This is a genomic window from Kitasatospora sp. NPDC086009, assembly GCF_044540385.1.
GTDB lineage: Bacteria > Actinomycetota > Actinomycetes > Streptomycetales > Streptomycetaceae > Kitasatospora.
In genome coordinates this window covers 841,681-868,390 of sequence record NZ_JBITSA010000001.1, presented here as the reverse complement: position 1 = coordinate 868,390, position 26,710 = coordinate 841,681, and the positions used below count along the sequence as shown (strand labels likewise).

At 73.6% G+C, this 26,710-nt stretch carries 24 protein-coding genes and 1 pseudogene; 17 read left to right on the top strand and 8 right to left on the bottom strand.

Features of this window, described 5'->3' with window-relative positions; genetic code table 11:
• Nucleotides 1-7: 7 nt before the first annotated feature.
• From ACIF6L_RS04030 to ACIF6L_RS04020, 3 genes are all read right to left on the bottom strand, one after another.
• Complete coding sequence (locus ACIF6L_RS04030; RefSeq protein ID WP_352288536.1) at nt 8-1,042, bottom strand: alanine racemase; 1,035 nt, start codon at nt 1,040-1,042, stop codon at nt 8-10.
• A gap of 43 nt (nt 1,043-1,085) precedes the next feature.
• Entirely contained in the window at nt 1,086-2,204 is a 1,119-nt protein-coding gene (locus ACIF6L_RS04025; protein ID WP_329488776.1) for a peptidoglycan bridge formation glycyltransferase FemA/FemB family protein, read from the bottom strand.
• A gap of 258 nt (nt 2,205-2,462) precedes the next feature.
• A complete protein-coding gene (locus tag ACIF6L_RS04020; protein ID WP_396486064.1) occupies nt 2,463-2,762 on the bottom strand; it encodes a hypothetical protein in 300 nt (99 codons plus the stop codon).
• Nucleotides 2,763-3,064: 302 nt separating this feature from the next.
• On the opposite strand from ACIF6L_RS04020, the gene rpsF reads away from it, so the two are divergent.
• From rpsF to rplI, 4 genes are all read left to right on the top strand, one after another.
• The gene (rpsF, locus tag ACIF6L_RS04015) at nt 3,065-3,355 is read left to right on the top strand and encodes a 30S ribosomal protein S6 (RefSeq protein WP_329488774.1); all 291 of its coding nucleotides are present in this window, start codon (nt 3,065-3,067) and stop codon (nt 3,353-3,355) included.
• A 96-nt stretch (nt 3,356-3,451) separates the two neighbouring features.
• Nucleotides 3,452-4,063: a single-stranded DNA-binding protein gene (locus ACIF6L_RS04010; RefSeq protein WP_329488773.1), complete on the top strand. Its 612-nt coding sequence runs from the start codon at nt 3,452-3,454 to the stop codon at nt 4,061-4,063.
• Between the two features lie 78 nt (nt 4,064-4,141).
• Nucleotides 4,142-4,378: a 30S ribosomal protein S18 gene (gene rpsR, locus ACIF6L_RS04005; protein WP_030304537.1), complete on the top strand. Its 237-nt coding sequence runs from the start codon at nt 4,142-4,144 to the stop codon at nt 4,376-4,378.
• 17 nt (nt 4,379-4,395) lie between these two features.
• Nucleotides 4,396-4,842 carry a 50S ribosomal protein L9 gene (gene rplI, locus ACIF6L_RS04000; RefSeq protein WP_329488772.1) on the top strand — a complete coding sequence of 149 codons (447 nt, stop codon included), beginning with the start codon at nt 4,396-4,398 and terminating at the stop codon, nt 4,840-4,842.
• A gap of 119 nt (nt 4,843-4,961) precedes the next feature.
• Here the strand turns inward: rplI and ACIF6L_RS03995 are convergent, their stop codons facing one another.
• Complete coding sequence (locus ACIF6L_RS03995) at nt 4,962-6,290, bottom strand: MATE family efflux transporter (protein WP_359805962.1); 1,329 nt, start codon at nt 6,288-6,290, stop codon at nt 4,962-4,964.
• A 581-nt stretch (nt 6,291-6,871) separates the two neighbouring features.
• Here ACIF6L_RS03995 and dnaB point away from each other — a divergent pair.
• Nucleotides 6,872-9,571: a replicative DNA helicase gene (gene dnaB, locus ACIF6L_RS03990; protein WP_396486184.1), complete on the top strand. Its 2,700-nt coding sequence runs from the start codon at nt 6,872-6,874 to the stop codon at nt 9,569-9,571.
• Between the two features lie 94 nt (nt 9,572-9,665).
• On the opposite strand, the gene manA is transcribed toward dnaB, so the two are convergent.
• The gene (manA, locus tag ACIF6L_RS03985; RefSeq protein WP_396486063.1) at nt 9,666-10,865 is read right to left on the bottom strand and encodes a mannose-6-phosphate isomerase, class I; all 1,200 of its coding nucleotides are present in this window, start codon (nt 10,863-10,865) and stop codon (nt 9,666-9,668) included.
• A 308-nt stretch (nt 10,866-11,173) separates the two neighbouring features.
• Between manA and ACIF6L_RS03980 the strand changes: the two genes are divergently transcribed.
• A complete protein-coding gene (locus ACIF6L_RS03980; RefSeq protein ID WP_329488769.1) occupies nt 11,174-11,938 on the top strand; it encodes a polyprenol monophosphomannose synthase in 765 nt (254 codons plus the stop codon).
• Between the two features lie 140 nt (nt 11,939-12,078).
• Here the strand turns inward: ACIF6L_RS03980 and ACIF6L_RS03975 are convergent, their stop codons facing one another.
• A complete protein-coding gene (locus ACIF6L_RS03975) occupies nt 12,079-12,486 on the bottom strand; it encodes a helix-turn-helix domain-containing protein (protein WP_329488768.1) in 408 nt (135 codons plus the stop codon).
• Nucleotides 12,487-12,593: 107 nt separating this feature from the next.
• Here ACIF6L_RS03975 and ACIF6L_RS03970 point away from each other — a divergent pair, with 107 nt between their 5' ends.
• From ACIF6L_RS03970 to ACIF6L_RS03920, 11 genes and pseudogenes are all read left to right on the top strand, one after another.
• Nucleotides 12,594-13,229 (top strand): FMN-dependent NADH-azoreductase, encoded by a 636-nt coding sequence (locus ACIF6L_RS03970; protein ID WP_396486062.1) that lies wholly within the window; start codon nt 12,594-12,596, stop codon nt 13,227-13,229.
• Nucleotides 13,230-13,349: 120 nt separating this feature from the next.
• Entirely contained in the window at nt 13,350-14,327 is a 978-nt protein-coding gene (locus ACIF6L_RS03965) for an MBL fold metallo-hydrolase (RefSeq protein ID WP_352288524.1), read from the top strand.
• 40 nt (nt 14,328-14,367) lie between these two features.
• Nucleotides 14,368-15,349, top strand: a pseudogene (locus ACIF6L_RS03960) (NTP transferase domain-containing protein).
• Nucleotides 15,346-16,554: a molybdopterin molybdotransferase MoeA gene (locus tag ACIF6L_RS03955; RefSeq protein ID WP_396486061.1), complete on the top strand. Its 1,209-nt coding sequence runs from the start codon at nt 15,346-15,348 to the stop codon at nt 16,552-16,554. The pseudogene ACIF6L_RS03960 and the gene ACIF6L_RS03955 overlap by 4 nt, the downstream one beginning before the upstream one ends.
• Nucleotides 16,551-17,603: an NAD-binding protein gene (locus ACIF6L_RS03950; protein WP_329488763.1), complete on the top strand. Its 1,053-nt coding sequence runs from the start codon at nt 16,551-16,553 to the stop codon at nt 17,601-17,603. Before ACIF6L_RS03955 ends, ACIF6L_RS03950 begins: the two co-directional genes overlap by 4 nt.
• Before the next feature lie 25 nt (nt 17,604-17,628).
• Nucleotides 17,629-18,192, top strand: coding sequence for a YbaK/EbsC family protein (locus tag ACIF6L_RS03945; protein WP_352288518.1), 564 nt, complete (start codon nt 17,629-17,631; stop codon nt 18,190-18,192).
• A 112-nt stretch (nt 18,193-18,304) separates the two neighbouring features.
• Nucleotides 18,305-19,282, top strand: a complete 978-nt coding sequence (locus ACIF6L_RS03940) for an NAD(P)H-quinone oxidoreductase (protein WP_329488761.1) — start codon at nt 18,305-18,307, stop codon at nt 19,280-19,282.
• Nucleotides 19,283-19,444: 162 nt separating this feature from the next.
• Nucleotides 19,445-20,368: a hypothetical protein gene (locus tag ACIF6L_RS03935; RefSeq protein ID WP_396486060.1), complete on the top strand. Its 924-nt coding sequence runs from the start codon at nt 19,445-19,447 to the stop codon at nt 20,366-20,368.
• A 200-nt stretch (nt 20,369-20,568) separates the two neighbouring features.
• The gene (locus tag ACIF6L_RS03930) at nt 20,569-21,174 is read left to right on the top strand and encodes a bacterial proteasome activator family protein (RefSeq protein WP_396486059.1); all 606 of its coding nucleotides are present in this window, start codon (nt 20,569-20,571) and stop codon (nt 21,172-21,174) included.
• Nucleotides 21,175-21,496: 322 nt separating this feature from the next.
• On the top strand, nt 21,497-22,870 hold the full coding sequence (locus tag ACIF6L_RS03925) for a protein kinase (RefSeq protein ID WP_359808976.1): 1,374 nt from the start codon (nt 21,497-21,499) through the stop codon (nt 22,868-22,870).
• A gap of 111 nt (nt 22,871-22,981) precedes the next feature.
• Nucleotides 22,982-24,796, top strand: coding sequence for a protein kinase (locus tag ACIF6L_RS03920; RefSeq protein ID WP_396486058.1), 1,815 nt, complete (start codon nt 22,982-22,984; stop codon nt 24,794-24,796).
• Between the two features lie 23 nt (nt 24,797-24,819).
• Here the strand turns inward: ACIF6L_RS03920 and ACIF6L_RS03915 are convergent, their stop codons facing one another.
• Together ACIF6L_RS03915 and ACIF6L_RS03910 are read right to left on the bottom strand one after the other, a co-directional pair.
• On the bottom strand, nt 24,820-25,908 hold the full coding sequence (locus tag ACIF6L_RS03915) for a phosphotransferase (RefSeq protein ID WP_396486057.1): 1,089 nt from the start codon (nt 25,906-25,908) through the stop codon (nt 24,820-24,822).
• Between the two features lie 67 nt (nt 25,909-25,975).
• A complete protein-coding gene (locus tag ACIF6L_RS03910) occupies nt 25,976-26,635 on the bottom strand; it encodes a response regulator (protein ID WP_396486056.1) in 660 nt (219 codons plus the stop codon).
• Nucleotides 26,636-26,710 lie beyond the last annotated feature (75 nt).

Sequence of the window (26,710 nt, the reverse complement as noted above, 5' to 3'; positions counted from 1 at the left end):
GCGTGCTCTAGCGGTCCACCACGCGGTCGAAGTGCGTGGTGGTGTGCCGGACCTGAAGGACGAGTTCGTCGCCGACCACCGGCGGCTTGGTCTCGTTGTCCAGCAGGAGCAGGGAGACCTGCATGTGCGGCGGCTCGGCGAACCAGAGCTGCTTGCCGGCCCAGTTGAACGGCGACTTGGTCTTGTTGACCGTCGCCAGACCGGCCCGGGCGATGCCCTTGGCCCGCGAGGACATGCCCTGGACGTACTTGGGCGCCTCCAGGCCGATGCCGTGCGCGGTGCCGCCGGCGACCACCAGCAGGTGGCCGTCGGCGGGCGCCGGGTGCTGGCGGTAGCCGTAGCGGTCGCCCTTCGCGACCGGGGTGACGTCCAGCACCGTGGCCCGGACCTCCAGCGCGCCGTGGTCGCCGAGCCAGAGCCGGGTGCCGATCCGGGCGCGGAAGACGGTGCCGGGGTAGCGCTGGGCCAGCTTCTCCATGCCGGCCGCGCCGAGGTGGCTGACGAACACGGTGTGCACGGGGATGCCGGCCGCCCGGGCGGTGTCCACCCAGTGGGCGACCTCGTCCACCGGGTCGGAGCCGTCCGGCCGGTCCATCGGCAGGTGCAGCGCCAGGCCCTCGAACGAGACGCCGTCCAGCTCGGCGGCGACCGCCGGCAGGTCGGCCGCGCTCACCCCGTGCCGGCGCATGGTGGTCATGCACTCCACCACCACCCGGGCGCCGTGCAGCGCGCGCAGCCCGTCCAGGCTCGCCACCGTCCGGATCACCCGGGCGTGCGGCAGCGGCAGCACCTCCTCGCCGACCCGGTACGGGGTGAGCACCAGCAGCTCGCCGCCGTACCAGTCGGCCGCGTCGGCCGCCTCGTAGGCGGTGCCGACGGCCATCACGCCGGTGCCGAGCAGGGTCGCCTCCTCGGCGAGCCGGTGGTTGCCCAGGCCGTAGCCGTTGCCCTTCGCCACCGGCACCAGGCCGGGGAACTCGGCCAGGACGGAGCGCTGGTGGGTGCGCCAGCGTTCGGTGTCGAGGTAGAGCGACAGCGTCATCGGGTCATCTCCCAGGGGGTGTTGGGCACGGCGGGCAAGCGGCTCAGCGGCGCGACATGTAGAGGTCGAGCGCCTTGTGCAGCAGCTTGTTGAGCGGGAAGTCCCACTCGCCGAGGTACTCGGCGGCCTGGCCGCCGGTGCCGACCTTGAACTGGATCAGGCCGAACAGGTGGTCGTTCTCGTCCAGCGTGTCGCTGATGCCGCGCAGGTCGTACACCCCGCCGCCGAGCGCGTACGAGTCGCGCATCATCCGCCACTGGATCGCGTTGGACGGCTTGACCTCGCGCTTGTGGTTGGCCGAGGCACCGTAGGAGTACCAGACGTGCTCGCCGACCACGAGCATCGTGGTCGCGGCCAGCGGCTCGCCCTCGTGGTAGGCGATGTAGAGCCGCATGCGGTTCGGGTCCTCGGAGGTGAGGGCCTTCCACATGCGCTGGAAGTAGGCCAGCGGGCGCGGGGTGAAGCGGTCGCGCTCGGCGGTCACCAGGTACAGCTGGTGGAAGATCGGCAGCTCGTCGTAGCCGCCCTGGACCACCTCGACGCCGCTCTTCTCGGCCTTCTTGATGTTGCGGCGCCAGAGCTGGTTGAAGCCCTTCTGGATGTCGTCCAGCGAGCGGTTGGCCAGCGGCACCTGGAAGACGTAGCGCGGCTGGACGTCGCCGAAGCCGGCGCCGCCGTCCTCGCCCTGCAGCCAGCCGGCCTTGCGGAGCCGGTCGGCCACCTCGAAGGCACGCGGCTCGTACCAGTCGGCCTCGATGTCGCGCAGGCGCTTGGCCTGCTTGGCGGCGATGGCCTCCTTGATGGTCGGCGCGTTCCACCGGCGGATCACCACCGGCGGGCCCATCTTCACCGAGAAGGCGCCCTGCGACTTGAGGTGCGCCAGCATCGGGGAGAGCCAGCGCTCGATGTCGCGGTCGAACCAGTCGATCACCGGGCCCTCGGGCAGGTACGCCAGGTAGCGCTTGACCTTCGGCAGCTGGCGGTAGAGCACCAGCCCGGCGCCGACGATCTGGTTGGACTCGTCGATCCAGCCGATCGACTCCGAACGCCACTCCGCCTTCACGTCGCCCCAGGACGGCACCTGCATGTGGCTGGCAGAGGCGCGGCTCCTGATGAAGGCGAGGTGCTCCTCGCGGGTGATCGTCCTCAGGCGCAGGCTCATGCTCGGTGCTCCTCGTCGGTCGGGCTGCGGGCGGCCCCAGGTTCTCGGGCTGACCCTATCGTCCGGGGCACCGGCGCCCACGGCTGCGGGCGTGGCGGCGCCCCCGTCACCTACCTGTCTCACTGATGAGGTACGTGACGGGGGCGCCGAGAGTTCCGGCGGCGCCGGAGGGATCGGGGTGGTCTGGGCCGGTCTGGGCCGGTCCGGGCGGGTCGGGGCAGGTCTGGACGGTCGGGACGGTCGGTGCGGTTCGCGGGCCTAGCCCCAGAGGCCGCCGTGGGCCACGCCCAGGTAGAAGCCGAAGGCCGAGGCGGTGAGGCTGATGACCAGGACGAAGCGCTCGGCCGTGGTGACGGAGACGAACTGCCCCCAGAGGCCGGTGACGATGCCGAGGAGTCCGGTCCACGAGCTCAGCAGATGGAAATTGTGGAAGAACGACGTCGTGAAGGCCAGCACGCCCAACAGCAGGGTGATGCCGACCAGGGTGTTCTCGCGGGGGTGCCGGTTGCCGTCGGTGTTCAGGGTGAGGGCGGGGAACCGGTGGAAGGTCTGGGCCATGTGTCCCACCTCCTGGCGGAGAGACGAACGAGCAGGAAACCCGCTCCGTCCAGATTGCGGTGGTTGGGGCGCGGATCACAACCCCTATGCATTTTGTTCGGCCGTCCGGGTGCGGGTAGGCTGTGCCGTCTGCACTGGTGTAGTTGTGCCCCCTTGCGCCCTCTTCCGGGTGGACGGGGGTCGAGTGTCGGACCGGACCACTACGGTGGGCCGGTGTCGTCACTGACTCCGGTGCCGACGCTGCACAACCCTCCTGCCACGGAGAGACCGTGGCCGCTGAGTCCAAAGGAGGTGGGTTACACATGCGTCACTACGAGCTGATGGTCATCCTCGACCCCTCGGTCGAGGAGCGCGCTGTCTCCCCCCTGATCGAGAACTTCCTCACTGTCGTCCGCAACGGCGGCGGCAAGGTGGAGAAGGTCGACACCTGGGGTCGTCGCCGTCTGGCTTACGAGATCAACAAGCAGTCCGAGGGCATCTACTCGGTCATCGACCTCAAGGCCACGCCTGAGGTCGTCAAGGAGCTCGACCGCCAGCTTGGCCTGAGCGAGTCGGTTCTGCGGACCAAGGTCCTGCGCCCGGACACCCACTGAGCCACCTCTGAGGCCTTCGGGCCTCGGGTAGCTCGCGTCCGCTGTTTCACGTGAAACAGCGGTGAACGGAACTCTTCCGGAGAGGTCATCACCACCATGGCAGGCGAGACCGTCATCACCCTCGTCGGCAATCTCGTCGACGACCCCGAGCTGCGCTTCACCCCGTCGGGTGCGGCGGTCGCGAAGTTCCGCATCGCGTCCACTCCCCGCACCTTCGACCGTCAGACGAACGAGTGGAAGGACGGCGAGAGCCTCTTCCTCACGTGCAACGTCTGGCGGCAGCCGGCGGAGAACGTCGCCGAGTCGCTGCAGCGCGGCATGCGCGTCATCGTGCAGGGCCGACTGCGCCAGCGGTCTTACGAGACCAAGGAAGGCGAGAAGCGGACGGTCTTCGAGGTCGAGGTCGACGAGGTGGGCCCGAGCCTGCGTTCGGCGACCGCGAAGGTCACCCGGGCCAACCGGTCCGGCGCTCCCGGCGGCGGCGGCTTCGGCGGCGGCCAGCAGGGCGGCGGCGGCCAGGGCGGCGGTAACTGGGGCGGCGGTGGCGGCCAGCAGGGCGGCAACTGGGGTGGAAACTCCGGTGGCCAGTCCGGCCCGTCCGACGACCCGTGGGCGTCCAGCGCTCCCTCTGGTGGCAACAGCAACCAGAGTGGCGGCAGCTGGGGCGCTCCGTCCGGTGGCGGCTTCTCGGAAGAGCCCCCGTTCTAAGAGCTGACAGATTTCGTGCGGCCCGGCGTCGGCGTCGTGAGACGCCTGCCGGGCCGTGAACCCCAAATGGAGCACACAATGGCGAAGCCGCCTGCTCGCAAGCCGAAGAAGAAGGTTTGCGTCTTCTGCAAGGACAAGGTCAACTACGTTGACTACAAGGACACGAACCTGCTGCGGAAGTTCATCTCCGACCGCGGCAAGATCCGTGCCCGCCGGGTGACCGGCAACTGCACCCAGCACCAGCGTGACGTCGCCACGGCCGTGAAGAACAGCCGTGAGATGGCGCTGCTGCCCTACACCAGCACCGCGCGCTAAGAGAGGGTGACCAAGTAATGAAGATCATCCTCACGCACGAGGTGCCGGGTCTCGGCTCCGCCGGCGAGGTCGTCGAGGTCAAGGACGGCTACGCCCGCAACTACCTGGTCCCGCGTGGCTTCGCCATCCGCTGGACCAAGGGCGGCCAGAAGGACGTCGACGCCATCCGTCGCGCCCGCAAGATCCACGAGATCCAGACCCTTGAGGCCGCCAACGAGGTCAAGGGCAAGCTCGAAGGCGTCCAGGTCAAGCTGGCCGTTCGCTCGGGCGAGGCCGGCCGTCTGTTCGGTTCGGTGACCCAGGCCGACGTCGTGGAGGCCATCAAGGCCGCCGGCGGCCCGGCCGTGGACAAGCGCGCCGTCGCGATCGCCTCGCCGATCAAGACCGTGGGCACCCACAAGGTCTCGGTCAAGCTGCACTCCGACGTCCAGGCCAACCTCGACGTCGCCGTCGTCGCTGCCTGAGCTCCGTAGCTGTGGCCCGAGGGCCGGTCACCCCTTCCGGGGGGTGGCCGGCCCTCGGTCGTTCCCGGGCCCCGGCGCCGCACCGGGGCCCGGGCTCAGGCCCGCACCGGAGCCCGGGCTCAGGCCCGCACCGCGCCGGTGACCAGCCACTTGCCGCTCAGGGCGCGCCGGGCCAGGAACGCCGCGCGGACCAGCATGAACAGGTTCATCGCCCACCAGAGCCCGGCCAGTCCGGCGCCGAGGGCCGGCACCGCGAGGGCCACCGGGGCGAAGACCGCCAGCGTGGCCAGCATCGCCCAGGCCAGGTACGGGCCGTCGCCGGCGCCCATCAGCACCCCGTCCAGGACGTAGACCAGGCCGGAGACCGGCTGGCAGAGGGCGAGCAGCAGCAGCACGGTGTTCAGCTGGGCCTGCACCGCCGGGTCGGGCGTGAACAGCGGGACGTACAGCGGCCGGGCCGCCACCACCAGCAGGCCGAGCAGCAGTCCGGAGCCGATGCCCCACTCGATCATCCGCCGGGTGGCCGCCCGCGCCCCGGCGACGTCCGCGGCTCCCAGGTGGCGGCCGATGATCGCCTGCCCGGCGATGGCGATGGCGTCCAGGGCGAAGGCGATGAAGAGGAAGACCGTCATGGCGACCTGGTGCGCGGCTATCGCGTCGTCGCCGAGCCCGGCGGCGACCGCGGTGGCGATCATCAGGATGGCGCGCAGGCTCAGCGTGCGGACCATCAGCGGTCCGCCGGCCCGGGCGCAGGCCCGGATACCCGCCGCGTCCGGCCGCAGCGAGGCGCGCTCCCGGCGGGCCCCGCGGACCACCACGACCAGGTAGGCGGCGGCCATCCCGGTCTGGGCCAGCACGGTGCCCCAGGCGGAGCCGGCCACCCCCAGCCCGGCGCCGTACACCAGGCCGACGTTCAGGCCGATGTTGGCGGCGAAGCCCGCGACCGCCACCAGCAGCGGGGTGCGGGTGTCCTGGAGGCCGCGCAGCACGCCCGTGGCGGCCATCACCATCAGCATCGCGGGGATGCCGAGCGCGCTGATCCGCAGATACGTCACGGCGTAGGGCGCGGCGGTGGCCGAGGCGCCCAGCAGGTCGGCCGCCCAGGGCGCCAGCAGCACGGCCAGGGCGACCACGCCGAGCGACAGCGCGAGGGCGAGCCAGATGCCGTCGATGCCCTGCTGGATGGCGGCCCGGCGGTCGCCGGCACCGATCCGGCGGGCGACCGCGGCGGTGGTGGCGTAGGCGAGGAAGACGAAGACCCCGGTGGCGGTGGTGAGCGCGGCCGAGGCGACACCCACACCGGCCAGCTGGGGGGTGCCGAGGTGGCCCACGATGGCCGAGTCGGCCAGCAGGAACAGCGGCTCGGCGACCAGGGCGCCGAAGGCCGGGACGGCCAGGGCGAGGATCTCCCGGTCGTGCCGGCGGCGGTCGGTGGTGGGGGCGGTCATGGGGTCAAGGCTACTCATCCACAGGTAATGACCACCAGCCGGTTTGGAGTATTACTCGAAATCCTGAGCGACGAGTCCGCGGTGCTGTGTGTCCACGGCCACTCGGCTGCGTGTGAAGAATTTCTCATGCACAGCCCTCGAACGAGGTAATCCCAGGTCATCGGGTTGACAGTGGATCGATGGTCCGGTTATCCACAGGGCTTTCCACAGGGGCGTCCACAGGTTTGCGGTACTTCTCCACAGCCTCCGGCCGCTCGTCCACACCCCCTGTGGATAACCGCCTTGGCTGAAGGGCTTCCGGCGCCTTAGCGTGGGCTCTCCGCCCGACACTCCCACCCGCCCCGGCGTCCGATTTGTCAGTGCGGTGGAGGTAGAAAGAGGGGCGCGGCTCCGCTCCACCCAGCCACCGGCAAGGCCCGCTCCAACTCGCACCACTCGCTGATCGGGGAACACGCGTGACCGGCCCCCAGTACGACGACCACGACGCCCCGCCGCCGGAGGAGGACTGGCAGACCGCGGACGACCCGTTCCCGGTCGGTGCCTTCGCCGACGCCCCCTTCCCGGACGGTCCCGGCGACCGGCTGCCGGTCGCGCGCGGGCGCGGCCAGGGCGGCCAGGGTTCGGGCTCCGGTTCCGGCGGCTTCCAGAAGGGCGGCAAGGGCTCGGGCGGCTTCCAGCGCGACGGCGGCAAGCGGCGCCAGGACGACGAGGACGAGCGCTCCGCGGCCGACGGCTTCGAGCGGGTGCCCCCGCAGGACCTCGCCGCCGAGCAGTCCGTCCTCGGCGGCATGCTGCTGTCCAAGGACGCCATCGCCGACGTGGTCGAGGTGCTGAAGCCGGCCGACTACTACCGGCCCGCGCACGAGCTGATCCACGGCGCCATCCTCGACCTCTACGCCCGCGGCGAGCCGGCCGACCCGATCACCGTGGCCGGCGAGCTGACCAAGCGCGGCGAGCTCGTCCGGGTCGGCGGCCCCGGCTACCTGCACACCCTGGTCAACTCCGTCCCGACCGCCGCCAACGCCGAGTACTACGCCGAGATCGTCCACGAGCGGGCGGTGCTGCGCCGGCTGGTCGAGGCCGGCACCCGGATCGCGGGCATGGGCTACGCCGCCGAGGGCGACGTCGACGAGATCGTCAACGCGGCCCAGGCGGAGATCTACGCCGTCACCGAGCAGCGGACCAACGAGGACTACGCGCCGCTCTCCGACATCATGGAGGGCGCCCTCGACGAGATCGAGGCGATCGGCTCCCGCAACGGCCAGATGTCCGGCGTCCCGACCGGCTTCGCCGACTTCGACCAGCTCACCAACGGCCTGCACCCCGGCCAGATGATCGTCATCGCGGCCCGCCCGGCCATGGGTAAGGCTCTGGCGCTGGACACGCCGCTGCCGACCCCGGACGGCTGGACCACCATGGGCGAGGTCCGGACCGGTGACCTCCTCCTCGATGCCGCGGGACTGCCGACGCGGGTGGTGGCCGCCACCGAGGTCATGACCGGCCGCCCGTGCTTCGAAGTGGTGTTCGACGACGGTACTTCCGTGATCGCCGACGCGGACCACCAGTGGCTGACCGAGACCCGGGCCTCGCGCAGGTCGGCACGGGCCGCCGAGGCCCAGGTCAGGACGACCAAGGAGATCGCCGCGACGGTTCGCTGCCTCACGGCGGACCGCCGCGCCAACCACTCCGTCCGCAACACCGCGGCACTGGACCTCCCGGAGCGTGACCTGCCCGTACCGCCGTACACCCTGGGGGCCTGGCTGGGTGACGGCCACAGCGACGCCGCGAGGATCACCTCGGCCGACCCGGAGATCATCCGCCGCATCGAGGAGGAGGGCTTCGAGGCACGGCAGGTGGGCGGCACGTCGCTGACCTACGCGCTGAGGTTCGCGGTGGCGCGGCCGGTCGCCGCCGAGCGGGTCTGCGTCGTCTGCGGCGCCGCCTTCGTGCCCAAGCTCGCCCAGGTGCGTACCTGCGGGAGGTCGTGTGGTGGGCGGGCGCGGCTGGTCTCGGCGCCCGTTCCGGAACCCACCTGCGTGGACTGTGGCCGGTCGTGCGTCTCGGGCGCCGCCGAACCGCGGTGCTCGGGCTGCGCCCGGAGTCACGGCAGCCTGCTCGTGGCGCTGCGGGGCCTCGGGGTCCTGGGTGACAAGCACATCCCCGCGGAGTACCTGCGCGGTTCCATCTCCCAGCGCCGGGCGCTGCTGGCCGGGCTCCTCGACACGGACGGGACGGTCAACCGAACGGGCTCGGTGCAGTTCGCGGTCACCAACCGGGTCCTGGCCGAGAGCTTCCGGGAACTCGTGGTCGGCCTCGGCTACCGCTGCGGGGTGGCCACCAAGCGGGTCAAGGGGCGTTCCGAGGAGTCGTCCACGGCCTACATCGTCACCTTCACGCCGGAGGACGAGGTCTTCGGGCTGGAGAGGAAGCGGATCACGCATTCCGACCGCAGGCGCCCCGGTACGGCGCGGCTGAAGCAGCGCTTCATCGTCGAGGTGCGCGAGACGGACAGCGTCCCCGTCCGGTGCGTCGAGGTCGACAACCCGGACCACCTGTACCTGGCGACCCGGGCCATGGTCCCGACGCACAACTCCACCCTGGCGTTGGATTTCGCGCGGGCCTGCTCGATCCAGCACAAGTTGCCGAGCGTGATCTTCTCGCTCGAAATGGGGCGCAACGAGATCGCCATGCGTCTGCTCTCGGCGGAGGCCCGGGTGGCGCTGCACCACATGCGCTCGGGGAACATGACGGACGACGACTGGACGCGGGTCGCCCGGCGGATGCCGGACGTCAGTGAGGCGCCGCTGTTCATCGACGACTCGCCGAACCTGTCGATGATGGAGATCCGCGCCAAGTGCCGCCGGCTCAAGCAGCGCAACGACATCAAGCTGGTCGTCATCGACTACCTCCAGCTGATGCAGTCCGGCGGCTCCCGCCGGGCCGAGAACCGCCAGCAGGAGGTCTCGGACATGTCGCGAAACCTCAAGCTGCTGGCCAAGGAGCTGGAGGTGCCGGTGATCGCGCTCTCCCAGCTGAACCGTGGTCCCGAACAGCGCACCGACAAGCGGCCGATGGTCTCCGACCTGCGTGAGTCCGGCTCGATCGAGCAGGACGCCGACATGGTCATCCTGCTCCACCGCGAGGACGCCTACGAGAAGGAGTCCCCGCGCGCCGGCGAGGCCGACCTGATCGTCGCCAAGCACCGTAACGGTCCGACCGCCACCATCACGGTGGCCTTCCAGGGCCACTACTCGCGCTTCGTGGACATGACGCGGGACTGACCGCGCCGCTCCGGCCGTGCGAAGGGCCCGTACCCGGTGGGGTACGGGCCCTTCGCGTCGCCGGCTCGCGACGGCGCGCTGGGGTGGTGGGGCGTCAGAGCGTCACGGTGGCGCGGAAGACGGTGGCGTCGTCGCCGTCGAGGCGGGTGGCGGTGCCGGTCGCGGGGAGGAAGACTGACCCGCCGCGGGCGAGGTCCAGCACGGTGCCGTCGGCGGCGGTGAGCCGGGCCCGGCCGGCGGTGCAGAGCAGGATCTGCGGGGCGCGGCCGTCGAGTTCGCGCCCCCGGCCGGTCAGCACGAAGCGGGAGAGCCGGAACTCGTCGATCGGGACGGGGAAGAGCTCCTCCCCGGGGGTGGTGTCGACGGCGGTCGGCAGCAGCAGCTCCGGCGCTCCGGGGGTGAAGTCCACCACCTTCAGCAGCTCCGGCACATCGATGTGCTTGGGCGTCAGCCCGGCCCGCAGGACGTTGTCGGAGTTGGCCTGCAGCTCGACGCAGACGCCGTGCAGATAGGCGTGCGGCACGCCCGCGCCGAGGTAGAGCGCCTGGCCGGGCCGGAGCCGGACGGCGTTGAGCAGCAGGCCGCCGATCAGGCCGCGGTCGCCGGGGAACTCGCGGGTGATCCGGCCGTAGAGCGCGTAGGGGCCGTCGGGGTCGCCGGCGGCGGCCTTGTCCACCGCGTCGGCGGTCTCCCGGACGGTCGCGGCGGCCGTGGCCTCGTCCATGGTGAGGATGGCGGCCAGTGTGGCGCGCAGGGCCTCGGCCTCGTCCTCGGCGCCGAGCAGCGCGATCAGCGGGTCGAGTGCCGGCACCCCCAGCCCGGCCATCAGGGCGGCCGCCCCGGCCGGTGTCCGGAAGCCGCAGAGACCGTCGAACTCGTCGAGCGCGCAGATGAGTTCGGGCTTGTGGTTGGCGTCCCGGTAGCTGCGGTGCGGGGCGTCGAGCGGCACGCCCAGGGCGTTCTCGGCGGCGTACCCGGCGCGGGCCTGGTCCAGGGTGGGGTGCGCCTGGATGGAGAGCGGGATGCCGGCGGCCAGGACCTTGAACAGGAACGGCAGGGCGGGGCCGAACCGGGCCACGGTGGCGGCGCCCAGCTCGCCCTCGGGGTCGGCGGCGATGAGCTCGTCCAGCGGGCGGAGCCCGTCGCCCCGGTCGGCGCGGGAGGGCGCTCCGGGGTGGGCCCCCATCCACAGCTCGGCCTGCGGTTCCCCGGTCGGTTCCTGCCCGAGCAGCTCGGGGAGCGCGGTGTGCGACCCCCAGGCGTACGGGCGGACAGTGTTGACGAGCCTGTCCATGCGCGCGGTCCTGCTCCTCTGCTGCTGTGCCTGGTGTGCCGGATCGCCGGGAGACGGCCCGGCGGGCGTGTGGTCCGGGCAAAGGCTGGGCATCGACCCTAGCCGACCGGTGCCGTCGGAAGGGAAACGGCCGGGGTCGGCCGGGAGTGCCAGAGCCGTACCGGCTGTTCGAGGACGCGGTAGTAGGATGCCAGGACGCAGTAATTTCCACAGTGGTTTCCAGGTCGGCGGGATGCCGACGGGGACTGCGTCTCAGAGTGCGGGCAACGGTGACTGGCACTTCCCGCCACCGGCCGAGAGGTTTGTACGTGACCGTGAACCAGCAGAGTTTTGCTGATCTCGGCAGGGTGCTGGTGATCATCCCGACGTTCAACGAAGCGGAGAACGTCGAGCGGATCGTCGGACGGGTCCGTGCGGCCGTGCCCGAGGCCCATGTCCTGGTCGCCGATGACAACAGCCCTGACGGGACCGGCGAGCTGGCCGACAAGCTGGCCGCCGAGGACCCGAACGTGCAGGTCATGCACCGTCGGGGCAAGGAGGGGCTGGGCGCCGCCTACCTGGCGGGCTTCCGCTGGGGCATCGACAACGGCTACGACGTCCTGGTCGAGATGGACGCGGACGGCTCGCACCAGCCCGAGGAGCTGGACCGGCTGCTGGGCGCGCTGCGCGGCGCCGACCTGGTGCTCGGCTCGCGCTGGGTGCCGGGCGGCCGGGTGGTGAACTGGCCGAAGTCGCGCCTGCTGCTCTCGCGCGGCGGCTCGACGTACTCGCGGCTGATGCTGAACGTGCCGATCCGGGACGTCACCGGCGGCTACCGGGCCTTCCGCAAGGAGACCCTGCTCGGCCTGGGCATGGACGAGGTCGCCTCGGCCGGCTACTGCTTCCAGGTCGACCTGGCCTGGCGCACGGTGAAGGCCGGCTTCAAGGTGGCCGAGGTGCCGATCACCTTCGTGGAGCGCGAGCTGGGTGCCTCCAAGATGAGCCGCCACATCGTGCTGGAGGCGCTCTGGCGCGTCACCTCCTGGGGTGTCGCCGACCGGGTCGCCAAGCTGACCGCCCGCGCGAAGGGCTGACCGGCCGCGCGAAGGGCTGACCGGCGGCCGAAGAGACCGACCGCGCCCGGGTTCGCCTGTGAGAACAGGCGGGCCCGGGCGCTTCGTGCTGTCCGGGGTGGGCCCGTCCGGCGGGGCGGGCGGGGTGCGGCGCGGGCGGGTCAGCAGGAGCCGGGCTGCTTGAGGGCGCTGTCCGGCAGGTAGCGGTCGGCCCAGACGGCCAGCTCGGTCAGGGCCGGGCGCAGCGCGGCGCCCGCCTCGGTGAGCCGGTAGCTGACGCGCAGCGGCGGGCCCTCGTCGACCTGGCGCAGTACGAGCCCGGCCTCGGCCAGTTCGGTGAGGCGGTCGGAGAGCATGCGTTCGCTGATGCCGGGGACGGCCCGGCGCAGTTCGGAGAAGTAGCCGGGCCCGTTGTTGGTGAGCGTGGCCACGATCAGGCCGGTCCAGCGCTTGCCGAGCAGGGTGAACACCCGGGTCAGCGCGATCTCCGTGCCGGTGCAGGCGACCACCGCCGCCCCGTGTTCCCCGGGGGTGGCGTGGACCTGCTCGGTCACCTCTTGCTGGGCCATGGGTACAGCGTACCGGTCTGTCCACTAGTGACTGCAGAAAAGTAAGCTGCTACGGTACTGATAGCTGCGGCGGAAAGAGCAGCTGCTTACTTTGATGGAGGTTCGCCATGCCCACTCTGCTGCACATCGACTCGTCCGCGTTCACCGACGGCTCGGTCTCCCGCGAGGTCTCGGCCGCCTACCGGGCCGCCTGGCAGGCCCAGCACCCCGACGGCACGGTGATCCACCGCGACCTCGCCGCCCTGCCGGTGCCGCACCTGGACGCCCACGGCATCTCCGCGGCCTTCACCCCCGCGGAGGGACGCAGCGCCGAGCAGGCGGCGGCCTTCGCGCTGCGCGAGGAGCTGATCGCGGAGCTGGAGCGGGCCGACGCGATCGTGATCGGCACCCCGATGTACAACTTCACGATCCCGTCCAGCCTCAAGGCCTGGCTGGACCAGGTGATCCTGATGGGCCGCACGGCGGGGGACACCCCCTCGGCGGCCGGGACCCCGGTGACGGTGGTCGCGGCCCGCGGCGGCTCCTACGCGCCCGGCGCCCCGCGCGAGCCCTACGAGTTCGTCACCACCTACCTGGAGAAGGTGCTGACCGGGATGCTCGGGCTGGAGGTCGAGTTCATCGTCCCCGAGTTCACCCTGGCGGCGACGGTGCCGGCGATGGCGGACTTCGTGCAGCACGCCGCCGACTCCAAGGCCCGGGCGCTGGAGGACGCGGCGCGCCTGGCGAAGGCCTCGGCCGCCTGACGGCGCCGTACCCCGCGCGGAAGGCGTGCCCCGCCGGGCGCGCCTTCCGCGCAATCGGCGGGCCGTGCTCCCATGCTGTAGGGCGCAGGGAGTCCGAGCGCCGACCGGAGGGAGCAGCCAGTGACGTCGTCCTCGCCCGAGGGGAGCGCCGCCGCGGAACGCGCGGGCGCCGCGGACGGCGACCGGGCCGGGGCGGACGGGGCGGACGCGGCCGGGACGGCCGGTGTCCGGCCGCTGGAGATCGCCGTGTTCACCGGTCCCGAGTCGGCCTTCTTCGCCACCTCGACCCTGATCCTCGGCGAACGGACCGCGATCCTGGTCGACGCCCAGCTCACCCGCAGCGCCGGCCGCGAGCTGGCCGAGTGGGTGGCCGGCAAGAACCGACGGCTGCTGGCCATCGTGATCACCCACCAGCACCCCGACCACTACTTCGGTGCCGAGGAGGTGCTGAAGCTCTTCCCGGAGGCGCAGCTGCTGGCCGCGCCGCCGGTGGTGGACGGCATCCTGCGCACCGCGGCCGCCAAGGTCGCCCAGTGGAAGCCGGTGTACGGCGACGACATCCCCGACCACCCGCTGGTGCCCGCGCCGCTGCTGCCCCAGCCGCTGATGGTCGACCGCCAGGTGATTCCGGTGCTGCTGTTCGGCCAGGGCGACTGCGAGGGGTCCACGGTGGTCCACGTGCCCAGCATCCGCACCGTGCTCGCCGGTGACTTCGTCTACAACGGCACCCACGTCTGGACGGCCGACACCACCCCGGAACAGCGCACCGCGTGGGTGCGCAACCTCGGCCGGATCGCCGAACTCGGCGCCGACCGCGTGATCGCCGGGCACCGGGCGCCCGAGCAGGACGACGACGCGGGCCGGGTGCTCGCCTTCACCGGTGAGTACCTCCAGGACTTCGACCGGCTGCTGGCCGCACACCCGGACGACGCGGAGGCGCTGGTCGCCGCGGTGGGCGAGCGGTACGGGGAGCTGACCCTGCCGGCCATCCTGGAGCTGAGCGTCGCCGCCAACCTCGCCCGCCCCCGCCCCCGCCCCCTGCCGGACGAGGACGGGATCGTCGACGCCGAACTGGTCGACGAGGACCCCGAGGACTGAGCCGGGGCGGACCGGGCGCCGCGGCGCGGATACTGGCGGCATGACGCCGTACGACGTGATCGTGCCCGCCGGGGGCGCCGCCCGCCGGCTCGGGGGAGCGGACAAACCCGGGCTGACCGTCGGTGGGACGGCCCTGCTCGACCGGGTGCTCGCCGCCGCCGCCGGTGCCCGCACCACCGTGGTGGTCGGCCCGGCCCGGCCCACCGCCCGGACCGGGATCCGCTGGACCCGCGAGCGGCCGCCCGGCGGCGGACCGGTGGCGGCCGTCGCGGCCGGTCTGGCCGAGGTGACGGCCGAGGTGGTGCTGCTGCTCGCCGCCGACCTGCCGTTCCTGGACGCGCGGACCGTCGGCCGGCTGACCGGGGCCCTCGTCGGGGCGGGGCCGGAGACCGGGGCGGTCGTCCTGGTCGACGCCGCCGGCCGCGACCAGCCGCTCGCCGCCGCCTACCGCACCGCCGCCCTGCGCGCCGCGCTGGCCGCCGCCGGGGACCCGGCCGGGCTGCCGCTGCGCCGGCTGACCGGCGGCCTGCGCACCCTGCGGCTGGCCGACACCGACGACGTGAGCCACGACTGCGACACCTGGGAGGAGCTGGAGCTGGCCCGGGAACGGGACCGCTCCCGCTGACGCCCGCCGCCCCCTCTCGTGGGGCCCCGGCCGGCCGGTTCACGGGGGCCGGCGGCCCCCGTGCGGGAGACGACGCGCGGCGCTCATCGGGGAAACATCCCGGGGAAACCGCCGATCAGGCAGCATGGGGCCCATGGAGCGCACGCTGGATGACTGGATGGCCGAGGTCCGGGCCGAGCTGGGGATCGACCTGGACGTCGACGTCCCCGGACTGCTCGACCTCGCCCGGGTGGTCGCGCACGGGGTGGCCCGGCCCGCCGCGCCGCTGACCGCCTTCCTGGTCGGCTACGCGGCCGCGCAGCGCGGCGGCGGCCCGGAGGCCGTCACCGAGGCGTCCCGGCACATCGCCGAACTCGCCGAGCGCTGGACGGCGGCGGCCGGGCCGGAGCACCCGTGAGCACGGTCGAGGAGGCCGCGGTGCCCGGTGGGCGCTCCGCCGCCGGCCCGCTGACCTGGCCGCAGGCCCGGGCGGCCGCCCGCCGGGCCGGTCTGCACCCGCTCCCGCCGCAGCGCCTGGATCTGGCCGAGGCGCTCGGCCGGACCCTGGCCGAGCCGCTCACCGCCCTCACCGACCTGCCGGCCTTCGACACCTCGGCGATGGACGGCTGGGCCGTCGCCGGGCCGGGCCCCTGGCGGGTCGCCGGGCGGATACTGGCCGGGCAGTCGGGCGTGCCGCCGCTGGAGGACGGCGCGGCCGCCGAGATCGCGACCGGCGCCCAGCTGCCGCCCGGTGCCACCGCGGTGCTCCGGCGCGAGCACGGCGAGCGGATCGGCGCCCTGCTGCACGACCGGAGCCCGGGCTCGCTGACCACCGGCCAGGACGTCCGCCCGCGCGGTCAGGAGTGCCGCCGGGGCGAGGCGCTGCTGGCCGCCGGCACCCCGGTCGGCCCGGCCGTGCTGGGCCTCGCGGCGGCCTGCGGCCACGACGGGCTGGCGGTCCGCCGCCGCCCGGTCGTCGAACTCCTCGTCCTCGGTGACGAACTGCTCTGCGCCGGGGTCCCGCGGCCCGGCCTGGTCCGGGACGCGCTCGGCCCGCTGCTGCCGCCCTGGCTCCGGGCGGCCGGTGCCGAGGTGGGTGAGCCGCGGGCCGTCCGGGACGACGTCGGCCTGCTCCGGGACGCCGTCCGGCACTCCACCGCCGACGTGGTGGTCACCACCGGCGGCACGGCCGCCGGTCCGGTCGACTTCCTGCACCGGGCCCTGGCCGAGGCCGGCGCCCGGCTGCTGGTGGACGGCGTCGCCGTCCGCCCCGGCCACCCCATGCTGCTCGCCGAACTCCCGGGCGGTCGCCACCTGGTGGGCCTGCCGGGCAACCCGCTGGCCGCGGTGGCCGGCGCCGTCACCCTCACGCTGCCGCTGCTGCACGCCCGGGGCGGCCGGTCCGCCGGCGAGCCGGCGCTCGCGCTCGCCGCCGTGGACCTCGCCGGCCATCCCGCGGACACCCGGCTGCTGCCGGTGCGCCGCACCGCGCACGGCGTCGTCCCGCTGGCCTTCGACGGCCCGGCGATGCTGCGCGGCCTGGCCCGGGCCGAGGCGCTCGCCGTGGTGCCGCCCGGCGGCGCGGCGCAGGGCGCCACCGTCGAACTCCTGGAGGTCCCGTGAGTGCCCGCCGCCGTGAGTCGCCGCTGCGCCCGGTGACCCCCGGCACCGAGCCGTGGGCGGACGCCGGCATCGTGCTGCCCGCCCGGCGGACCGCGCCCGCCTTCCAGCAGGTCGGTTCACGGCTGCTGGTGGCCCTCGGCGTGCTGGTGGCCACCACCGTGATCGTCTGGCTGGACCGGGCCGGCTACAACGACAACGCCGGCGGCGGGGTGAGCTTCCTCGACGCGGCGTACTACGCCACCGTCACGCTCTCCACCACCGGGTACGGCGACATCACGCCGTTCAGCGACAGCGCCCGGCTCACCAACATCTTCGTGATCACCCCGCTGCGCGTGGTCTTCCTGATCATCCTGGTCGGCACCACGCTCGAAGTGCTCACCGAACGCACCCGTCAGCAGTGGCGGTTGAACCGCTGGAGGTCCACCGTGCGCGAGCACACCGTCGTGATCGGCTACGGCACCAAGGGGCGCAGCGCCGTCGACACCCTGCTCGGCCAGGGGGTGCGCAAGGAGGAGATCGTGGTGGTCGACCCGCAGCGCAAGGTGATCGACCAGGCCGCCCAGCACGGCCTGGTGGGAGTGGTCGGCGACGCCACCCGGACCGACACCCTGCTGCGCGCCGGACTGCCCGCGGCCGCGCGGGTGGTGGTGGCGCCGGAGCGGGACGACACCGCCGTCCTGATCACGCTGACCGCGCGTCAGCTGACCAAGGCGGCCACCGTGGTCGCGGCCGTGCGGGAGGACGAGAACGCCCCGCTGCTGCGGCAGAGCGGCGCCGACGTGGTGGTGACCAGCTCCAGTTCGGCGGGCCGGCTGCTCGGCATGTCGATGCTCAGCCCGCACGCCGGCGCGGTGATGGAGGACCTGCTCACCTACGGCAACGGCCTGGACGTGATCGAGCGCCCGGTGACCCGGGCCGAGGCCGGGCACGGCCCGCGCGAGTGCGAGGACCTCGTGGTGGCGGTGGTCCGCGGCCGCCGGGTGCTCAACTACACCGAGCCGGAGGCCCAGGTGCTCCAGCTCACCGACCGGGTGATCGTCATCAAGTGATCCGCCGGTGACTACAGTTCGTGTCATGAATGATCAACCGCAGCTCCCCTTCGGCACGTTCGAGACGGTCGCGCCGGCCCTGGACGTCCGCGACCTGCTGGCCGGGCCGGTGGCCGACGCCCTCGCGGCCTGGGCGGACCGGGAGGCCGCGCGGTCCGTGCTCTACGTGGACACCGACCCGGAGAAGGCGGACACCGCGGTGTTCTGCGAGACCTACGGGGTGCCGCTGGAGGCCTCGGCGAACTGCGTGGTGGTGGCCGCCAAGCGCGGCGGGGAGACCACGCGGGCCGCCTGCCTGGCGCTCGCCCACACCCGGGTGGACGTCAACCGGGCCGTCCGCAAGCGCCTGGAGGCGCGCAAGGCCTCGTTCGCGCCGATGGACGCGGCGGTCGAGCTGACCGGGATGGAGTACGGCGGCATCACGCCGGTCGGGCTGCCCGCCGACTGGCCGCTGCTGATCGACGAGGCGGTGGCCCGGGCGCCGTACGTCCTGGTGGGCAGCGGGCGGCGGCGGGGCAAGCTGATCCTGCCGGGCCGGGCGCTGGCGGCCCTGCCGGGCGCCGAGGTGCTGGCCGGGCTGGCCGGCTGAACAGGGGCGCTCCCGGCGGGCCGGCCGGGAGCGCGGACCGGGTTCGGTCGGCGCTCCCGCGGACTGCGCGGGGCGCCCCCGCCGCCCCGTCAGGACGCAGTAGCTTCGGGTCATGCATGCGATGACGATTCCCGAACCCGGCGGTCCCGACGCGCTGGTCTGGGCCGAGGTGCCGGACCCGGTGCCCGGTGACGGCGAGGTCCTGGTCGAGGTGGCGGCGACCGCCGTGAACCGGGCCGACCTGCTCCAGCGCCAGGGCTTCTACAACCCGCCCCCCGGCAGCCCGCCCTACCCCGGCCTGGAGTGCTCGGGCCGGATCGTCGCCCTGGGGGCCGGCGTGGCCGGCTGGGCGGTCGGCGACGAGGTCTGCGCGCTGCTGGCGGGCGGCGGCTACGCGCAGCGGGTCGCGGTGCCGGCGGGGCAGCTGCTGCCGGTGCCCAAGGGGCTCGACCTGGAGCAGGCCGCCGCGCTGCCGGAGGTCGCCTCGACGGTGTGGTCCAACGTCTTCCTGGTCGCGCACCTGCGCCCGGGGGAGACGGTGCTGCTGCACGGCGGGGCGAGCGGCATCGGCACGATGGCGATCCAGCTGGCCAAGGCGGTCGGCGCCCGGGTGGCGGTGACGGCGGGCAGCGCGGAGAAGCTGGCCCGGTGCGCCGAGCTCGGCGCCGACATCACGATCAACTACCGCGAGCAGGACTTCGTCGAGGTGCTCAGGGAGGCCACCGGCGGCGCCGGGGCGGACGTGATCCTGGACCTGATGGGCGCCGCGTACCTGCAGCGCAACGTCGACGCGCTGGCGGTCAACGGCCGACTGGTGATCATCGGGCTGCAGGGCGGCGTGCAGGGCGAGATCAACCTGAACACGCTGCTGCGCAAGCGCGGCGCGGTGATCGCGACCAATCTGCGCGGGCGGCCGCTGGCGGAGAAGGCCGCGATCGTGGCGGCGGTGCGCGAGCACGTCTGGCCGCTGGTCGAGCAGGGCCTGGTGCGGCCGGTGATCGACCGGGTGCTGCCGCTGACCGCGGCGGCCGACGGGCACCGGGCGCTGGAGGCCGGCGATCAGGTGGGCAAGGTGGTGCTGCGGGCCTGAGGCGGGGCGGGGCCGACGGGCCCGGGGAGTCGGTGGCCGGGCGGGGCGGTTGGTGCACGGCCGTTCGAAATGCCCGGAATGTCGGATTGTGTGACGCTGGTCCGGAGCTGTCCCGCCGCCGACCCCGCCCGTGCGCGGTCGGCCGTCGGAAGGACCTCGACCGTGGCCGCACCTTCGACCCCCTCGAACGCGCTCCTCGGGCCGCTGCCCGCCGCGCCGCCCCACGGCCGTACCCGCACCCGGGGCCGGGCCGGTACCGGCACCCCCCGTGATCGGGGCGACCACCGGGTGCGGCGGCTGCTGACGATGGCGGTGCTCGGCCTCGCCCTGCCGCTGACCGTCGTGCCCCCGGCGGCGGCCGCCGGTCCGCAGCGGCCGTCCGGCCCGTGGGAGGCGGTCGCCGGGCCCGCCGCGTCGGACCCGCCCACCGTGCCCGCCGAGCCGTCCGAGCCGTCCGAGCCGTCCGAGCCGTCCACCGCCTCCGAGCCCGGCGCTCCGGCGGCGGACGGACCGCAGCCCGGTGGCCCCGGGTGGTCCGGTTCGCCCTCCGCCGACGCCGGCCCGGCATCCCCCGAGGCCTCGCCCCCGCCCTCCGCCGCACCCTCGGCCCAGCCGTCGGCGGCCGCGCCCCCGAGCACGCCGCCGGCCCCGGCCGCCACCCCGCCGCCTCCGGCCGCCCTCTCGGCGGCCGCCGCGCCGCCGTCGCACCAGGGCGGGCACCCGCGGCCCGGCCCGGCGCCCGTCGGCCCCCGGGCCGGTCACCGGCACCGCCCGGCCTCGGCCCCCGAGCGTGCCGAGCGGGTGCCCGACCGGTCGCAGCGGGGGCCGGAGCAGTCCGTCGAGGCCACGCAGGCCGTCCCGGACGCGGACCCCGGCACGCCGGACGGCGTCGCACCGGCCGAGGACGCCGTGCCGGACGGCGCCACGGTGGCGGCCGGAGCGACCCAGCAGGCCGCCGGGGCCGTCCCGGCCGTGCTGCCCGCCCGCTGGCGCGACGCCTCCACGCTCCAGCTGCCGCTGGGCGCCGGCCTCGGCCTGATCGGCTGCGGCCTCGGGCTGATCGGACTGCGCCTGCGCAAGGGCTGAGCCGCCGCCGCCGACGCCGGCGCCGCGCCCCCGCGCGACCTGAGTATCCGTACGGATGCCGGGCCGCCGTGCGGGGGCGTAGCGTCGTCAGCGGAAGCGGGTGCGGTGACCGCGGTGCCGGTGACCGGTGACCGTGGTGCGGGGCGGCGGTGCGGTCGGGGGTTCCACCCGGCCAACCCCAGTGAGGAAGAATGTTGTTCATGACGAATCCGATGAACGAGCGCTCGCCGCAGGATCTGTACCAGGCCATGGGCGGGCAGTCGCAGGACGGCCAGAAGGTGCTGATCGTCGGACCGGACGGGCTGCCCGTGGGCCAGGGGTTCGCCGGCTCGACGCACGACGACGGTGAAGGGCCGCGCGAGCTCCCGGTGACCGAGATGGTGGAGCAGCCGGCCAAGGTCATGCGGATCGGCAGCATGATCAAGCAGCTGCTGGAGGAGGTCCGGGCGGCTCCTCTCGACGAGGCCAGCCGGGTCCGGCTGAAGGACATCCACGCCAGCTCCATCAAGGAGCTGGAGCTCGGCCTGGCGCCCGAGCTGGTCGCGGAGCTGGAGCGGCTCTCGCTGCCGTTCACCGAGGACACCATCCCGACCGAGGCCGAACTGCGGATCGCGCAGGCGCAGCTGGTGGGCTGGCTGGAGGGGCTGTTCCACGGCATCCAGACCGCGCTCTTCGCCCAGCAGATGGCCGCCCGGGCGCAGTTGGAGCAGATGCGGCGGGCGCTGCCGCCGGGTCTGCACGGCGGCGAGCAGGAGGACGACGAGCCCGGCGAGGGCCGCGGCATCCGCTCCGGCCCGTACCTGTAGGCCCCCCACCGGCCCGGCGCAGCCGCCCCGGTCGGCGCCGCGGACCCCGTGGCGACCGCCCGGTATCGGACGTACCGCCACGATCCGGTGCCGAACGCACGACCGACCCACTACCGTCCGGTAGTGGGTCGCGGCTCGGACACAGTGTCGGCCCTGCGCCGATCACTGTCGCCGTGAGCCGATACCCTGAGCCCCTGTCGCAGACCGGGCGAGCGCCGCGACAGGGGTCGGGTGGGCCACCAAACCGGGCCCGACCAGGCACGGACGAGACCGAACGTCACGGTTGCGGCGGCACGACCGCGCCGAGGGGGAGCAGAGGACCATGAGCGAGCACGGCAACGCGGCGGTCGAGGGCCACTCCCTGGGCAACGGCAGGTACGTGCTGCAGCGGGTGCTGGGCGAGGGCGGCATGGCCTCCGTGCACCTCGCCTACGACAACGTGCTCGGCCGCTCGGTCGCGCTGAAGAGCATGCACGCCGAGCTCGGCCGGGACGAGTCCTTCAAGGAGCGGTTCCGGCGCGAGGCGCAGGCCGTGGCCCGGCTGGAACACGCCAATATCGTCACCGTCTACGACAGCGGCGAGGACGTCGCCGCCGACGGCTCCACCACCCCGTACATCGTGATGCAGCTGGTCGACGGCAAGGGCCTGCGCGAGGCGATCAACGACGCGGTCGCGCAGTACGGCGCGATGCCCACCGAGGAGGCGCTGCGGGTCACCGTCGGCGTGCTGAACGCGCTGGAGGCCTCGCACGACCAGGGGCTGGTCCACCGCGACATCAAGCCCGGCAACGTGATGTTCGACCGCAAGGGCAACATCAAGGTGATGGACTTCGGCATCGCCCGCGCGCTGGAGTCCGGGGTCACCTCGATGACCCAGACCGGCATGGTGGTCGGCACCCCGCAGTACCTCTCGCCCGAGCAGGCGCTCGGCAAGCCGGTGGACGCCCGCTCCGACCTCTACTCGGTCGGCGTGATGCTCTTCGAGATGCTCACCGGGCAACTGGTCTTCGACGGCGACTCGGCGTTCTCGATCGCCTACAAGCACGTCCAGGAGGAGCCCTCGGCGCCGTCCACCGTCAACCGGGCGGTCAGCCCGGCGGTGGACGCCTTCGTCGCCCAAGCGCTGCGCAAGGACCCGGCGCACCGCTTCCCGAGCGCGGCGGCGATGCGTGACGAGGCGGAGCGGCTGATCGCGGCGGAGAAGGGCGGCGGCAACGGCAACCAGCTGGCCGCGAGCTCGCCGCTGGTGATCACCGACGGTCCGCGCTCGGTGCACGCCGGGCCGCAGGCCCCGCAGACCCCGCCGCCGTTCCAGCAGCAGTACCGGACGCCGCCGCCGGCCTTCCAGACCCCGCCGCCGCAGCACCCGCAGACGCCGCAGCCCTTCCCGCAGCAGTACCAGACCCCGCCGCCGGCCTTCCAGGCCCCGCAGCACTTCCCGCCGCAGGCGCACACCCCGCCGCCCCAGCCGATGCCGATGCCGACGCAGTTCCAGCCGGCCCCCGCGTCGAACAGCGGCGGCTGCTCCACCGCGCTCGTGATCGTCGGCATCATCATCGGCGTGATCGTCCTCGCGATCATCATCATCGCCATCGTGGTGACCAAGGCGGAGAAGACCAGCACCTCCCGGTCCGTCGAGCGGCCCGCGACCGTTCTGCACCTGGACGACCTGCCCGACCGGAATGGCCTGCTCTGACGCGGTGCGCCCGGATCGGGCGTGCTACGGGGGAAGTCCGGAGGCGGTAGCGTTCGGGGACACGAAGCGACAGGGCACCGCGATCCGAGCGAAGGCCCGGGGCGAGGAGCGATGGCACAGACGCAGCGGCCGGACGACGACGAGGGTGCCCGGGCGGCCGGTTCGACCGGCGGGGCCCGGAGGGTGCCCGAGCCCGGCAGCGACAGCGCCGCCACCTCCGCACTCCCGCCGTACGGCGGCGGCCCGCAGACCCCCGGCCGCGGCACCGCAGCCCCGCTCGGCACGGTGGGTGACGGCCGCTACCGGCTGACCCACCGGCTCGGCCGCGGCGGCATGGCCGAGGTGTTCGCCGCCCAGGACGTCCGGCTCGGCCGGACCGTCGCCGTCAAGCTGCTGCGCCCCGAACTCGCCCAGGACGACATCGCCCGGCTGCGCTTCACCCGCGAGGCGCACGCCGTCGCGGCGCTCAACCACCACTCGATCGTCGCGGTCTACGACACCGGCGAGGAGTACGTCGGCGACGAGTCGACGCCCTACATCGTGATGGAGCTGGTCGAGGGCCGGACCGTCCGCGAGCTGCTGGTGGACGAGGAGGAGCCGCCGGTCGACCAGGCGCTCATCATCATCGCCGGCGTGCTGGAGGCGCTCGCCTACAGCCACCGGCACGGCATCGTGCACCGGGACATCAAGCCCGCCAACGTCATCATCACCACCACCGGCGCGGTCAAGGTGATGGACTTCGGCATCGCCCGCGCGCTGACCGGCACCGCCAGCACCATGACCCAGACCGGCATGGTCATGGGCACCCCGCAGTACCTCTCGCCCGAGCAGGCCCTCGGCAAGCCGGTCGACCACCGCTCCGACCTGTACGCGGCCGGCTGCATGCTCTACGAGCTGCTCACGCTGCGCCCGCCGTTCACCGGCGACACCCCGCTCTCGGTGGTCTACCAGCACGTGCAGGACCCGCCGGTGCCGCCGGCGCAGGTCAACGCGAGGGTCCCGGCGGCGCTCGACCCGCTGGTGCTGCGCTCGCTCGCCAAGAACCCGGACGACCGCTTCCAGGACGCCGACGAGTTCCGCGCCCACCTCCAGCACGCCCTGCGCGAGATGCACGGCGGGGCCTGGGCGACGGGTGCCGCGGCGGCCGGGCTGGCGGCGGCCGGCCAGGGGCACAGCGGTGCCACCCCGATGCCCGGGGCGGACGGCGAGACGGCCGTCACCGCGCCGTTCGGCCTGGGCGGCCCGAGCGATTCGACGACGGTGCTGCCGTACCAGGTGCCCGGCGGCCCGCACACGCCGTCCTCGCCCTACCCCGGGGCCGGCGGCCCGTACGGCGGCGGCTCGTACGACGGTGGCTCGTACGACGGCGGTCACGGCGGCCCGGGCGGCGACGGCGGCGACGGGGACGACGACCGCCGCCGGCGGCGCGGGCCCTGGGCCTGGGTGGCCGGCGCCGCGGCGGTGTTCGTCGCGTCCGGTGTCGGGATCGCGCTCGCGCTCAGCGGTGGCGGTGGCGGCGGGACGAAGGACCCCGGCCAGACGCCCGCCCCGTCCGTCTCGGTGGTCTCCTCCTCCGACGCCGGTACGCCCACCGGTGGGGGGATCTCCCCGACCACGGTGGCGCCCAGCCAGACCAGCCGGAAGCCGAACCAGCCGACCGACACGAACAACAACAACAACCAGAGCCCGCCGGCCACCGTGCCCAAGCACTCGCCGAGCATGACCCCGACGCCCACCGGTACCAAGCCGTCGTCGACGACGACCCCGTCGTCCACCGGCACGCCGACCGGCGGGGGCACCGGGACGCCGACCGGCGGCGCGAGCGGGACGCCGACCAACGGCGCGACGGGCACCCAGCCGCCGCCGACCAAGCCGGCCACCCAGCCGACGGGGGCCCCGACCACCGCGCCCGGGGCCGGCGGCTGACCGGCGGCGCCGACCGGTGACGGTCAGTTGGCGAAGGCGTCCAGGACCTGCTCGTACTCCTGGCACCACCACGCCAGCTGGCCGGCCGAGGCGGGGTAGAGCGGGTCGGCCCGGTGGTCGGCCCGCTGGTAGCGCCACTGGAGCATCCAGAAGTCGTTGAGCCGCTCCCACCAGACCCGGTGGACGGCCGCCGCCAGGTGTTCCGCGGTGGCCGCCCCGGTGGCCCGGTACGCCTGCGAGTAGGTCCGGACCCGGACGAGGTCGAGCGCGCCCGACGTCCGGTCGTTGAAGACCAGGGTGGCCGACCGGACGGCCTCCTCGGCGCGCGGCTGCGGGCCGAGCTTGTCCCAGTCCAGGACGGCCGCGATCCGGTCGCCCGCGTGCAGCAGGTTGAGCCCGTGGAAGTCGCCGTGCGTCCAGCCGGTGGGCGGGGCGGTCTGCGGGACGGGCCGGCGGTGGGCGTACTCGGCGAGCAGGTCGAGCCGTTCGGTGAGGCGCCGCTCGACCAGCGCGTCCAGCGCGCCGTACGGGCGCTGCTCGCGGGCGCTGAGCCGGAGTTCGCGGGCCAGCCGGGCGCTGTCCAGCGGGTCGGCACTGTGGTAGCCGGCGGGTTGGGCGAGGGGGGCGCAGACGTCGTCGAGCGCGCCGTGCAGCCGGCCGAGCAGCGCTCCGAGCGCGCCGCACTGCGTCAGGGAGAGATCGCCCCCGTGCCGGTGCCGGCCATCGACCCAGGGGAAGAGCGCGAACAGCCGGCTGCCGAAGGACGCCACCGTGCCGGAGCGTTCGGCACACGCCAGCGGGGGAGCGACGGGCAGTCCGAGGGTCTCCAGCGCGGCCATCGCGCGGTGGTGCCCGGCGATCGATTCGCGGTGCGCGGTGGCGGCGTCGACGTAGCACTTCAGGAAGTACGTCCCGGCCTCGGTGGTGACCCGGTAGCCCCGGTTCAACAGGCCCTCGGCGACCGGCTCGGCGGTGAGCAGCCGCCCCACCCGGTAGCGGCGCAGGACCTCGGCCAGGACGAGGTGGGGAACGGGCGGGCTGAGGGTCCCTATCGGGGGTGCGGTGAGATCGGGGCGGGCCGGGGCACAGGCGAGGGTCTGGCTGAAAGTCACAGGCTGAGGTTAGGGCCCCCTGGCGGGGGTCCTTGACAAACCGTCAGAACTGTGATTCCCGGTGCTCTCAGTGCTGCTGGTCGGCCTGGTGCCGTGCCACGAAGGCGGCTGCCTGGGTGCGCCGCTCCATGCCCATCTTGGCGAGCAGACTGGAGACGTAGTTCTTGACCGTTTTCTCGGCCAGGTGCAGCTCGTTGCCGATCTGACGGTTGGTCATCCCCTCGCCGATCAGATCGAGGATCCGCCGCTCCTGCTTGGTGAGCTGGGACAGTCGCTCGTCCTCCTTCTCGCCGCCGTCGCGCAGCCGGGCCAGCACCCGGCTGGTGGCCACCGGGTCGAGCAGCGACTTGCCGGCCGCGACGTCCCGGACGGCGGTGATCAGGTCGGTGCCGCGGATCGCCTTCAGGACGTAGCCGGAGGCGCCCGCCATGATCGAGTCGAACAGCGCCTCGTCGTCCGAGAACGAGGTCAGCATCAGGCACTTGATCGCCGGCAGCCGGGAGCGGACCTCCCGGCAGACCTCGACGCCGTTCCCGTCCGGCAGCCGGACGTCGAGGACCGCGACGTCGGGGTGCACGGCGGTGATCCGGGTGATCGCCTCGGCGGCCGTCCCGGCCTCGCCGACCACCTCGATGTCGTCCTCGACCGAGAGGAGATCGTGAACGCCCCGCCGGACCACCTCGTGATCGTCGAGCAGAAATACCCTGATCTGTCCGTTATCAGCCACGTGTAAAGCCTCCCATATCGCCGCAGGAGCGACCTATTGCCCGCACCGCCCCCGGAACGCTATCCGGCCAGATCA